The sequence below is a fragment of the Streptomyces sp. NBC_00433 genome (genome assembly GCA_036015235.1).
In the GTDB taxonomy this organism is placed as follows: domain Bacteria; phylum Actinomycetota; class Actinomycetes; order Streptomycetales; family Streptomycetaceae; genus Actinacidiphila.
Genome location: CP107926.1, coordinates 8939762 through 8951966 on the forward strand (window position 1 = coordinate 8939762; position 12205 = coordinate 8951966).

At 67.4% G+C, this 12205-nt stretch carries 10 protein-coding genes and 1 pseudogene; 8 read left to right on the forward strand and 3 right to left on the reverse strand.

Annotated elements, in window-relative coordinates; translation table 11 throughout:
* The first annotated feature begins 29 nt into the window (after window positions 1-29).
* The 4 genes from OG900_38760 (at window position 30) to OG900_38775 (ending at window position 5708) form a co-directional block, all read left to right on the forward strand.
* On the forward strand, window positions 30-1268 hold the full coding sequence (locus OG900_38760; GenBank protein WUH95527.1) for an ATP-binding protein: 1239 nt from the start codon (window positions 30-32) through the stop codon (window positions 1266-1268).
* 968 nt (window positions 1269-2236) lie between these two features.
* Window positions 2237-3385: a hypothetical protein gene (locus OG900_38765; GenBank protein WUH95528.1), complete on the forward strand. Its 1149-nt coding sequence runs from the start codon at window positions 2237-2239 to the stop codon at window positions 3383-3385.
* On the forward strand, window positions 3382-3864 hold the full coding sequence (locus OG900_38770; protein ID WUH95529.1) for a threonine transporter: 483 nt from the start codon (window positions 3382-3384) through the stop codon (window positions 3862-3864). The genes OG900_38765 and OG900_38770 overlap by 4 nt, the downstream gene beginning before the upstream one ends.
* Entirely contained in the window at window positions 3861-5708 is a 1848-nt protein-coding gene (locus tag OG900_38775) for a hypothetical protein (GenBank protein ID WUH95530.1), read from the forward strand. Before OG900_38770 ends, OG900_38775 begins: the two co-directional genes overlap by 4 nt.
* Window positions 5709-6012: 304 nt before the next feature.
* Here the strand turns inward: OG900_38775 and OG900_38780 are convergent, their stop codons facing one another.
* Complete coding sequence (locus OG900_38780) at window positions 6013-7074, reverse strand: hypothetical protein (GenBank protein WUH95531.1); 1062 nt, start codon at window positions 7072-7074, stop codon at window positions 6013-6015.
* A gap of 227 nt (window positions 7075-7301) precedes the next feature.
* Window positions 7302-7517, reverse strand: a pseudogene (locus OG900_38785) (helicase associated domain-containing protein).
* A gap of 12 nt (window positions 7518-7529) precedes the next feature.
* Here OG900_38785 and OG900_38790 point away from each other — a divergent pair.
* Window positions 7530-8428, forward strand: a protein-coding gene (locus tag OG900_38790) for an IS5 family transposase (GenBank protein WUH95532.1) whose coding sequence is annotated in 2 segments (ribosomal slippage) — window positions 7530-7878 and window positions 7878-8428 — 900 coding nt in all. Because the reading frame shifts where the segments join, the coding sequence is not laid out codon by codon here.
* Here the strand turns inward: OG900_38790 and OG900_38795 are convergent.
* The gene (locus tag OG900_38795) at window positions 8425-8907 is read right to left on the reverse strand and encodes a hypothetical protein (protein ID WUH95533.1); all 483 of its coding nucleotides are present in this window, start codon (window positions 8905-8907) and stop codon (window positions 8425-8427) included. The two genes, OG900_38790 and OG900_38795, sit on opposite strands and share 4 nt — an antisense overlap.
* Window positions 8908-9424: 517 nt before the next feature.
* Between OG900_38795 and OG900_38800 the strand changes: the two genes are divergently transcribed.
* The 3 genes from OG900_38800 (at window position 9425) to OG900_38810 (ending at window position 11853) form a co-directional block, all read left to right on the forward strand.
* Window positions 9425-10024 carry a hypothetical protein gene (locus tag OG900_38800; GenBank protein WUH95534.1) on the forward strand — a complete coding sequence of 200 codons (600 nt, stop codon included), beginning with the start codon at window positions 9425-9427 and terminating at the stop codon, window positions 10022-10024.
* A 210-nt stretch (window positions 10025-10234) separates the two neighbouring features.
* On the forward strand, window positions 10235-11125 hold the full coding sequence (locus OG900_38805) for a hypothetical protein (GenBank protein ID WUH95535.1): 891 nt from the start codon (window positions 10235-10237) through the stop codon (window positions 11123-11125).
* Window positions 11126-11652: 527 nt separating this feature from the next.
* Window positions 11653-11853 (forward strand): hypothetical protein, encoded by a 201-nt coding sequence (locus OG900_38810; protein ID WUH95536.1) that lies wholly within the window; start codon window positions 11653-11655, stop codon window positions 11851-11853.
* Window positions 11854-12205: the final 352 nt, after the last annotated feature.

The window sequence follows — 12205 nt, forward strand, 5'->3', positions numbered from 1 at the left end:
GCCGCGCTGACGATGTGACGCTGGAGCGTGTGCGTGAGCTGGTCGCCATCGGCCAGCCGGAGAGCTTGACCTTGGAGTACAAGGAGAGCTACGCCCAGAAGATCCCCGACTCGGTCGCGGCGATGGCCAACAGCTACGGCGGGCTCATCCTGGTCGGCGTTACCGAACGCAACGTGCCCGACCGGATCACGGGCGTCCCGGAGCCGACGATCGTCCAGATCGTCAACGCCTGCCACCAGAAACTGGAACCGCCGTGGGAGCCGGAGATCATCCCCGTCGCCCTGCCCGGCACTGACGGCCTGATGGTCCTGGTCGTCCGCGTCGACCCCGCCAAAGCGCCGCGCCCGCTGCTGATCAGTGGGGCGGCCCCGATCCGCCTTCACGGACGCAACGCGGTCGCGGACCTGTCGCGCTTGACGCAGCTGGTCAACGAGGCCGCACCCCAGACGGTGGCCACCGGAATGCGGCTTCCGCCGGCGGAGCTTCCCCGCGGTGACGACGGGCAGGAGGCAGCCGACTTCGTCGTGCGTACGGGCATGTTCGTGCCGGTCGACGCCTCCGCCACCTGGAGCCCGCTGTCCGAGCGCGGTGTGCAGGCACTTGCTGATGCCCTGAACTCCTCTCCCCTGCACCGGGCCATGCTCCACTGGTGCTCATCAATGGGAGACGGGGGCCTGAACCCGTTCCACCGCTCCGGCTTTAACCGGGCCCGCAACGTTCGCCTGCTGTGGCAGGGCGGCCCGGGGGGAGGGGCGCCCTTCCCGCTGGAGGCCATAGCCAAGGTCGACCTGCCGGCTGCCTACGGCGCTGCCGTCTCGCACCTGCAGGTCACCCTGGAGGTCTTCGTACGCATCAGCCACACGACCTCGAGTCAGCCGGGTAGCCTGCGCCTTTCCGTGGCCCAACTGTACGAACTGGTCGACGCCCTGGCAGCCTCGCTGGTCGACGAACCAGCCACCGCCGCGCTCGCCGTCCTCGCGGGGATCGACCCCTTGGTAGTGCCCCAGCCGATTGGCCTGGACTTCAAAAGCAGCACGGACGTGCCCAAGCTGCTCGCGGGCAACGGCCTGACCTCGATCCTGGACGCAGGCACCTCTCGCGGGGCGAGCCTGCTGGCCGACCCCGGCGTCGACCAGCGAGACCCGGCGGAGCGCCAGGCCCTCATCGACAGCTGGCTCCAGCAGATCAGCCTGGACGCCGGGCTGCTCGGTATGGAGAAGATCCTGGAGCAGCTCCACTCCGTCCCAGCAAACCCGTTGGGCGCATAAGGCCACCAAGCCCGGAGCAGTTATGCGGCGGTGGTGCCCAGCGGCCGGTCGGGTCGGCAGATGGCGCAGGGCGCGGACTCGGGGCGTTTTCGCGCCCGCCTGGTGCGTGCTCTCTAGAACGCCTGGACCGCCTGGAGGCCGCGCCTGCCGACCGGGTCACCTGAGCTGGCCGGGCGCCGCAGCAGTCCGACCGCCCCCGGCAGGCCGACCGGCAGCCGGCGGCCGGTGCGGCCGGAGTTTCCCGGACTTTTGCCCGGTGCCGTTCGGTAACCGGCTGGGCAACGGACTGTGCAACTAGGCGCGGAACCGAGTAGGCAACGGCCTGGGCACACCGTTCTGTCAAGGGCCGCTTCGAAAAGGGTCCCTGACCTGGGGTAGCGATGTCTATACCGCCGCTTCGGGGCGCTGACATCCCCTCTGTGCCCTCTCCTTGTCCTCAGCCCTTGGTGATGGAGGGTGTGATCAGGACTGCGGACAGGGCGCCTCGGGGAAGCGGCACCAGTTCGCGTCGTGGCGGCCTGCCCCGCAGCCCGCCGTAGTGGACCCCGCGCACCCTCGGGCAGGCGGCGCGGGACTGGGCTGCGACGGTGGTGGACCGGCCCGGACACCCTGCAGAGGTGCGACGGCGGAGTTAGCGCTCCTGCCGACCAGGCACGCCCGCGCGGTCGCCACCGTCGTCCGGCGCCTCGCTGCCAACCAGCTGTCGGCCGACAGCGGCCAGCAGGCGCCTGTCGACGTCATCCTGCGAGACGGCCGCTCTACTGTCCACGGCGCTCGAAGGCGCCCTGCGCTGGGCCCAGGATCGCGTCCGTTTGCTCCGCGTTCCTACGAACGGCTGGACCGCCTGGACGCCGCGCCTCTCACCCACATGGGTGAACAATGAGTTCTCCGGTCTTCACGCTGAGCGAGTCGAGATGATAGGACTTGCGTGATCTTGCGGGATGGTTCGGTGCCGGGGGCGGTGAAGTGTGGCGGGGGAGCTCGAGCCCGGCTGTGATGGCGCGAGACCGGTCTTCGAAGGCATTTCAGAGCCGGCCTCGCCTCCGGTGGTCGTCACGGTTCCACAGGGCGCTCCGGCGTTCACCCCGCAGCAACTCTTGGCCCACGTCTACAAGGCCGATGACTGGGAGGACTTCACCGTCGAGTGGGTCCGGGCCTTCGGCACGTGGAACGGGCGTTCGTACCTTCGAGTGAAGAGGATGGGCGGTGCGGGCGATCGAGGAGCAGACGTCGCAGCGTGCCTCACCGTGCAGGGTGTGGCCGGCGAGTGGCACTGCTACCAGTGCAAGCACTACACCAAGGCGCTGACGCAGAGCGATGCATGGCCTGAGATGGTCAAGATCTTCACGGCGAAGGTGCTGGGCGAGTACGAGCTGCCCACGCGGTACGTCTTCGTCGCGCCGAAGATCGGGCCGATCCTTGATCGCCGCCTCCTCAACCCTCCAAAGTTGAGGCAGGACTTCCTCGACGCCTGGGACAAGGCCGACTCTAAACTCGGGGCTGATCTTGACCCGGCCGTGCGGCTAGCAGTCGGAGACCTCGCCCGCCAGACGGACTTCTCGATGTTCGAGGCCGCGGACATCGAGAACATCCTCGAGCTGCATGCGACGACCCCGCACCATGTTCGTCGCTTCCCGAAGCCGCTCCCGCCCCGACCGGCCGCCGCCCCGGCGCCGGCCGAGCAGAGGGCCGATGAAGCCGTTTACGTGCAAAAACTTCTGGACGTCTACAACCAGACGTACGGCCTCAGCCTACAAACACTTGTCCAGGTCCGCGATCACCAAGCGGTCAACCGGAAGATGGCCCGCCACCGGGAGGCGTTCTTCCACGCGGAGTCGCTGCGGGTCTTCGCCCGCGAGAGCGTCCCCGAGGAGACCTACAAGGCGATCGAGAAGGACCTGTACGACGCCGTGGTCGACATCGAAGACCGCGACTACGCCAGCGGACAGCACCGCCTGGACGCCGTCATGGACGCCGCCGCAGCCCACAAGCCCAACCCCCACAACATCCTCAGCTCCGTCGTGAAAGTCATCGACCTCAAAGGCCTGTGCCACCATCTGGCGAACGAGAACGACGACAAGCTGACGCTGACCTGGTGCAAAGAGGAGTCCACATGAATCCTCTGAACAGCTCCCTGGAGGTCGGCATCCGGGCCCTGGTTCTGCTGTCCGAGACCTTCCCCCGCCGCCTGGACGTCGCCCAGCTCGTCTACCTCGACCACGCCATGCTCCACAGCGGAGACCTCGCGGACGGTCCGCCCAGCCTCCACCCCGACTTGCCCATCGGCCCCGGCGAGCTCGGAATGCGCCGGCGCCTCATCGAACAAGGACTGGTCGTCCTCATGCGGGCCGGCCTGGCCGACATGACCGCCACCAGCGATGGCTTCCTCTACGGGGCCACCGAAGAGGCCGCCAGTTTCCTCCACGTCCTGGAAGCCCCGTACCTCGGGCTGCTGACAGAGCGCGCCGCCTGGCTGGTCAGCACCTACATGCACGAAGAATCGGACGTCCGCGACGGCATGAAGCAGATCACCCAGCGCTGGTTCGACAGCCTCGCCGCAGACACCCCTCAGACAGCCGAAAGGGACGTGCCGTGAACAGACTGACGCTGGTACACCTGACGTTCCTCGGCATGGGGAAGACGCCAGCGGCCGTGGAGTTCGACCCGGGCCTGACAGTCGTCTACGGCGGTTCCGACACGGGTAAGTCGTATATCGAGAAGTCCGTGGACTACATGCTCGGTGCCGGTGAACTCAAGCCCATCCCGGAGAGCAAGGGCTACAGCCGGATCCTGCTCGGCCTGCGCGTCGACGACGGCCGGGTCATGACCCTCTCCCGGGGTCTCGAAGACAGCACTATCGACGTGTACAACCACGATGTGCGCACGCTTACCGCAGGGCCAGCCGACGCCACCCTCAGTTTCAAGCACAACCCCAATTCTCAGGGCAATATCTCCCGCTACCTCCTCAAGACGCTGGGCATCGACGGACTTAAGATCCTCCGGAACTCGCTCGGGAAAGTGCGGCTACTCAGCTACCGAGATCTGGTCCGACTGTCCGTCATCGACGTCACCCGGATGGGCGCCGAGCGCCCCCCGACTCTCACCACGGGCATGCCACAGAACGAGACCGGTGAGAAGTCCGTCCTCAAGCTCCTGCTCACCGGGACGGACGAACCAGCCGGCCCCACCGCGCCCACCCGCGAGGAAAAGAAGATCGGCAAAGGCCAGGTCGCGATCCTCGACCGCCTGATCAATGACAACCGCAGCAAGCTCACCATCGCCGCGAACCAGTCCGAGCTGCGCGAACAGCTGACCCGCCTGCAATCGTCTCTGGACGCCGTCACGTCGCGAACCAGTCAGCTCATCACGTCCCGTTCCACGCTCGTGCGCCGCCGCCGAGACCTGGAAGCCAGCGGTAGCGCTGCCCAGCAGCGCGCGAGTGAAGTGCGCGAGCTGCTGGCCCGGTTCACGCTGCTACGCCAGCAGTACGAATCCGACCTCGAACGCCTGCGGATGGTCGGAGAGGCCGGGAACCTCCTCGGCTACTTCCAGACCGGGACCTGCGTCTTCTGCGGAGCAGAGCCAGAACATCAGCACCCGGGTCATCACCTGGCCGAGACGACGCAACTGGCAGCAGCAGTCGCCGCCGAACAGCGCAAGACCACAGAGCTGCACCGCGACCTCCTCAGCACGACCGGAGACCTTGAGGCTCAAGCCGCCGACCTGAACGCGGAAAGCGCCGCCCACGCTGAGCAACTCACGCATATCGACAGTGAACTGTGCGCGCTCGAAGAGCAGCTGGAGCCACTCGCTACGGACACCAGCGAGGTCATCGCGGCACGATCACGGCTGGAGCAGGAGCTGGCCATTCATGCGCAGATCGAGCAGATGGAAGACATGAAGGCATCCCTCTCCGATGCCGTGCCAGCCCCGCCGCCAGCTAGAGCCGACGGCATCCCGGCCGCCGACATCGCAGACTTCGAGCAGGCGATCCACCAGACGCTCCAGGCATGGGATGTCCCCGGAGAGAACCGCGTCACCTACAACCCGACCACCGCAGAGGTCTCAGTCGACGGAAGGCCCCGCGGGAGCCGGGGCCAGGGCATGCGCTCCATCATCCACGCGGCCTTCACCGTTTCCCTGGCACGCCGCAACACAACACGCGGCCTGATCCACCCCGGATTCATCATGCTCGACTCACCCGTGGTCACCTACCGCCAGCCTGAAAACCGCGAAGCCAACCCAGAGCTGATGACCCACGACGTCGTTGAGCACTTCTACCAAGACCTGATCGACAACCCCCCCGGCCAAGTCATCATCATCGAAAACGGCACACCGCCCGCTGCCATCGCCGAACAGGCAAGGATCTACGCCTTCAGCGCCGACGACTCAGAGCGGCTCGGCTTCTTCCCGCCCCAAGAGCAGACGCCTACGGACTGAATCTCAGCAGTGCGGCAGGCCCCCCAGCGGATCGGCAGTGAAACGGGGGTGCAACGCGGATTCCGCGTTTCACCTCTGACCTGCCAGAATGCCCTTCCCAGCGGGAACTGGCGTGCGTTACACCTTCGCGTTACAGCCCTCGCGGGCGCCCGGGTGAGAACAGCTGGCCCGCCGGCAGCACGAGACCCCGGGCCTGAGCAGGCCCGGGGTCCGTCGTGCGGGGGAGCGGTCAGAGATTGTCCGGCACAAGGGCAGTTCACCGAAGGACCGGCGGACCGCCCCATCGGGGGGACAGCTGTCCTTGTCACGCCGGGGGCGGCGTGACAAGGCGCGTTGCCCGCGCATCGACGTCGGGGGCACAGACCAGGGTCGGCAGGTCGTAGTCAGGGAGACCGTTCATCGCGATCGCGGCCTGGCTGAGAAGATGCGCTGCCTCGACCGATTGGCCGTCGGCGATGGCGGCGTAGAAGCGGGCGGCGTACGTCATCGCGTCAACATCGCCGATCGAGTCGGACATGCCGATCGCGAAAGGGACGGTGCCGATCAGCTTCTCGGCCTGCGGGGCGGAACGGCAGGAGTTCAGCAGGACCAGCAGCGGCGGCTCGTCTACGGCCCCGATCGCCCGAGCAAATGCGCCGCTGGTGACGATGGCGCCCTTGTGGTGCTCCTCCACGTCCTGCTCGAATGCGATGAGGTCAGCCGAGCTGTGGCCGGAGAAGTGGACGACGTGCGGGTGGAACTGGGTGAGCCCGTTCAGAAGGACATCCGCGGTCGCGGCCGGGTGCACCTCCAGCTTCACCAGATCCCGGTGCGTCGCGCTGCGCACGGCTGCGTGAATCCGCTCCTGCTCCCGGCCCACCCGCAGATCACCCTCGGACGATGCGCCCAGTAGCAGCACCCGAAGCGGCTCCGGTTTCGGCGCTCGCAGATCCCTCAACGCCGTTCGCACCTGGCTCTCCGTCGTCGACAGACGGCTCTCGAAACTCCGCCGCTCAGCTGCCGCACGCCGTTCGGCCTGCTCCTGCTCCCTCCTACGGATCTTCTCCACAGCGTCACGCTCGCTCTGCTCGGCCTTCGCGAGCTTCACCTGCAAATCCGCTGCCTCCTTGCTGTACTTGGCCGCCGTGGTGCTCCAAGCGCCAGCCTCCTTAGCCGCCTTGTTGGCGTCGTCCTCGTACCGGGCAGCAGCACTCAGCCTGCTCTTGGCGGTCGTCGGACTGCTGGCCTTCGCGGAGGCTGCCCGCTCGCTGGTGGCCTTTGTCCGCTTGGCGGCCTCTTTGGTGCGGAACTCGCCGACCTTCTTTTCCGCATCAGCTCGCGCTTTGGTTTTGCGTTCGAGCTGGGATCGGATGGAACTCGCGCTCATCTCTTGCCTCTCCACGTACCTGTGCTCAACGCTACGACCCACCTCGGACATCCCTTTTCAGCAAGGGAAGCCAAAAGGAGAAGCGGAGTGCTCCGCCAAGATCGGCAGGGCACTCCGTCGACCGATCTTTTCGGCATGGCCGCGCGAGACCGGATGCTGTCTGCCCACCTTCGACGTTTTGCGTGAGGGTGATCAGGCGCTCGGAGTGGCCGGGCCCTCACCGAGTTCTACGCCCATTCGACGCCAAGCTCAGCGAGCGCTGCCCGCTGCTCCGTAGTGAGCCTGTCGCGGCGGCTTTTGGTGTTGGAGATCCACACCCCGAGCTTGATGATCACTGGTTCTGTCGCGCCGTCGACTGCGATCTGTTCACCGTGTCCGCGAGGTACGGGCCGGTCGGTGCCTTCCCGCTCCACCCATTGCGTGAGGGCCGCTAGGCCGTGTCTGATAATGATCTTGTGACGGGTCGAGGCGAGCTGACGGATACGGCGTGGGAGCGGATAGAGCCGCTGCTTCCGGGTGCGGACGGGTGTGGGCGCCCGTGGCGGGATCACCGGCAGGTGGTCAACGGGGTGCTGTGGCGACTGCGGACGGGTGCGCCGTGGCGTGATCTGCCCGAGCGGTATGGGCCGTGGCAGACGGTCTACGAGCGGTTTGCCCGCTGGGATGCGGACGGTACATGGGCGAAGTTGCTGGAGCATGTTCAGGTCCGTGATGACGCGGTGGGCGCGGTGGAGTGGACGGTTTCGGTGGACTCCACGATCAACCGCGCCCATCAGCACGCCGCCGGCGCCCGCAAAAGGGGGAGGCCGACGGGGACAAACTGGAAGATCCGGAACGTACGGCGGCGTCGCAGGCCCTCGGCCGGTCCCGGGGCGGCCTGACCACCAAGGTTCACCTGGCGGTCGATGGCCGCGGCCTGCCGCTGTCGCTCGTGCTCACACCCGGCAACGTCAACGACTCCACCATGTTTGAGGCGGTACTTGACGCTGTCCGTGTCCCGCGTACCGGGCGGGGACGGCCACGTACCCGCCCGGACCGGGTCCTGGCGGACAAGGCTTATTCGTCCCGGGGGATCCGTGCCTGGTGCAGGCGTCATGGCATCGCCGTTACGATCCCTGAACGCTCTGACCAGGTCGCCAACCGGCTCCGTCGGGGTTCCCGGGGCGGTCGACCACCCGCCTTCGACGCGGAAGCGTACAAGCACCGCAACGTTGTCGAGAGGTGCTTCAATCGGCTCAAGCAGTTCCGCGCGGTAGCGACCCGGTTCGACAAGCTCGCGGACCGCTACCAGGCCGGACTCCGCCTTGCCTCGCTGATCTTGTGGCTCCGCGAGCCCGGGTCGGCAGGCGCTTAGCGCCCGGACGCCAGGACGGTGAGCACACCAGATGGGATCCCCAGCAGACCCAGTCGGGACAGAAGTGCCGCTTCCTGTTCCTGTGTGACCTCAATCCACAGGGCGGTTCCCGAGTCGCTGGCACTGAAGACCAGCCGACCATCCCGCCAGCCTTCGGCGTTGATTGTGTAAGGAGCCAAGTCCGACAGCACTTCGAACTGTCCGTCGTCTCGGACATCAATGTCGATGCCCATCCCAGGATCGGAGCGCCTGGAGCGGTTACCGCGCACGACCTCCTCCCGAGCCAATGACAAGGCACGCTCATATGAGTCCAGGACCTCGGGCGGCCAGAAGTCACCGCTGTAGGCATCGATGTGGGCTGCGTCGATGCTCGAACGCAGCACGTGAAGTGCTTCGCGATGAACACGCACAACGTCCGCCGGGCGAACTCCGTCCATGAGTACGAGCTCGCGGACCCGGACACCATCCTGACTGATCACATGCAGGACCCTCCCACAGGCAGCCAGCGGACTCCACAGAGAGAAGCCGCCGCAACGTGATCATTATCAGACACGGCCTAGGGCGGGGGCGCCTTGCGGTTAGCCATGAGGATATGGGGCTCGGCCGTCACCCGGCCGTTCTGTCAGAGGTGCGACCGCACTGGACGGGCGGCCGCTTCTCCCAGGACACGCCGGTATCTGGGCCCCAGCGCCGAAAGCTCCACGACCCAAGGACGAAGCTGTGGGCGTACTGATCGCGGCAGTACGGGGTCATGACCGGACAGGGCGAGCACATCCTCAGCTCCCTGACCAGCTTGCATACCTTGGCGTTGGAGTCCTCGAAAGAAGTCCTCGCCGAACTTGTCGCCGTTGTTCCATTTGCGGCAGCAACAGGTCAATGAACTTGAACTCCGCCGTGTCGTCCACCTTCGAGACCGGGACTTCAGAGCGCAGGTTCAGTACCGCAGTGTCGTCGGCCGCCGCGAGCAACCGCACCGGCACGGATGCCGCACGCGTAATGAGCGAACACCACCTGCGTAGTGGTCAGGACATACAGGCCGAAGCGATCGGCGCGCACTGCGTCGACATCACCCCGTCCCCGGTGGAGGGCCGCCGGCCGCGGCCGCCCGGGCACACCGCCTACACCGCCACCTGGCACCGGCTGCTGCCCGCCAGGCGAGACCGCCCCGAGCCGGCGGAGGACGCCGTGCCCCAGCTGAGCGTCCACGCCCGGGCGGTGGCCACCAGCATCAGCCTCCAGGCTCTTGTGCGGGCCTCCAGGACCCCGGCCGGACCCGTCCAACCCGACCGCGTCACACGTGCGGGCAAGCCGTCGCCGACCGACCAGGCGACCGCCGCGGCCCTGTGCGAGCAGCTGCAGTTCGCCGACCCTGCCGACGTGGACGATGACGGCCAGGAGGACCAGGAGCAGCAGCTGGTGCTCTCCCCGGAGCGGCTGGCCTGGCTCGAGGAAGTGCAGCGCCGGATCGGGGAACTCGCCCGCGAGGCGCCGAATGCGAAGAAGCGCCGCGGTGGAACCGCGGCGCCGCCGCACCAGTCGGCCGACCCAGCACGGCAACCCAACGACTCCTACCAGCCCCCAGGAAGAACGCCATGACGCCGATCATCACCGAGCAGCCCGCCGGGGAGCGGCCGCACCTGGTACGCCAGCTGGAGCGGATCGCGTCGACGAACGGCGCCGAGCAGCCGTGCATCTGTCCCACCTGCCCCGGCCCCCGGCCGGCCGGATCGGCACCGCCGCAGCCCGCCCGATTCCCGCGCCCTGACCCGGCCGCGGTCCTCCGGTGGCGCGGGGGAGTATGTGTGTATGGAGCCAGAGCAGGACCTGCAGGAATCCCGTGCCCGCTACTTCGGCAGGTGCGCAGCGATGATGTACCGCGCGCTGCAGGAGCATCCGGGCGATCCGAGGGCACCTGTGGAGTCGCTGGACCTCACCGCCGCAGAGCCCGGGCACGAGGGGCTTTTTGACCAGGCCCTGTCGAACGGCCTGGCAGCGATCGTCGCGACGCACTGGCCGGGGGAGGAAGCGAGGCCGAACGGCCACGTCTACTTCGCGCGGGATCTGCTGAAAGTGATCGCCGGGAGGGCTGCCGAGGACGGGTCGCCCGGCGTGCATCTCATCGAGGACCCGGCGCCGGTTGAGCCGCTGCCGCCGGGACCGGCGGGCACCATCTTCGACGTTCCGCGGATTGTTCCGGAACCGGTGATCACGCGTGTCGACGTGGCACTGTTGACCGAGGCCATTGACCTGAGCGGGAACGCCCGGCACGGCCGCGGCAACGGGGGGCTGCAGCGGTGCCACATCGAGGCGCTGCTCGCTCTCGACGACCACCCGGCCCTGGGGACCTTGACCGAGGAGATTACAGACCAGGACGGGACCCGCGCACGGGAGGAGAGCCGGCTATCAGTCGCGCAGGCCCAGTCCCTGCTGGAACTGATCGGCGGCGACGAAGCGGGACGCCGCGCGGAGGCGGCCGTAAACCCCAACGGTTACGACCCCAAGACCAATCCCGAGGGGATCGAGGCCCGCGACTGCCCCGTCTGCGGGTTCGAGACGTTCTTCGGGCTGGGGTACGACATCTGGGGCTGGGTGGCCTATGGCCAGTGCGCGGTGTGCTCCTACCAGCGCAGCCAGCGGATGGCAGACGAAGAGGGCGCTCGCCGGCAGATCGAACACCTCCTCAACGAGGACGACTGAGCCCCTTGCTGCGGGGCACGTTCCGGGCGAAAGTCGGCGGGACGTGCTCGGCCTGCGGGAGCGCGAGCGCGGCCGGGGCGAGCCGATTCGGAAAGTCGGGCAGGCCGGCAGGCGCTGCCACAAGCCGAACTGCATGCCGAGCGCCGTCTCGGCCTGGCCCACCGCGTTGGCGATCGTCGTGTCGGCAAGCAGGGGGCGAAGGCGTGCCCGGCTTGGATCAGGCAGCGGGTGGAGTCGACCAGGTGGGCGTAGGTGTCCGTGACGGCTGTGGTGGATAGCTGGCCGGTCTCCGGCACCAGGTACGCCATGGCGCCTGTGTAGCTGGGATGGGCGTTGCTGGAGGTCAGCTTGTATGGCACGTACAGCTGAGGGCCGCCGTCGTAGAGCTTGCACATGTCCTTGAAGTTCTCGAAGTCGTTCGCCAGCCGGCCCTTCTTAGGCGGAGGTGTTCCGGCCGGCATCGCCAGACCGGCCGGGACTGGCCACCTGGTGTCCACGACTTCCTTGATCAGGGCGCGCATCTGGCGGTGCTCAGCGTCTTCAACTGCGCCAGCAGCTGGTTCTCCGGCTTCGACGAGCCACTGGAGGGCGAGGGTGTGCTGCAGGATCAAGCGCGCGTTGGCCGCACATTCGTGGCGCAGCCCGTGCTGGTGCGCCAGTGCGATCAGCTGGCTGTTTCGGACGATTGCGGCGAACCAGCCGTAGGCGATGGGGAAGACGCGCGCTGACACATCCGGTGCCGTGACCGGTCCGCTCATGCGGCCTATGGCGTCCAACGCGGCGACCATGATCTGGATTGCCTCGGAGGCACGCCTTGCGGTCTCCGCGTCGTCCGCGAACTCGTCTGCAGGGGAGGGGCTTCCGACTGTCATGAAAGCGGATCGTTGCAGCAAATGCGGACCCGTGGGAGCCGACCACGAAGTAGCACGCGGCCCCGTGCTCTTGGCTGCGCGGCGGTGCGCAGTGGCCGGTCCGGTTGGCAGATGTCGTACGGGGCGGCGTCGGGTCCGCGCTGGCATCGACACCGGCGCCGGGAGCGGCGGTGGTGCGCGGAGCGAATACTTCTCGTCATTATGACGA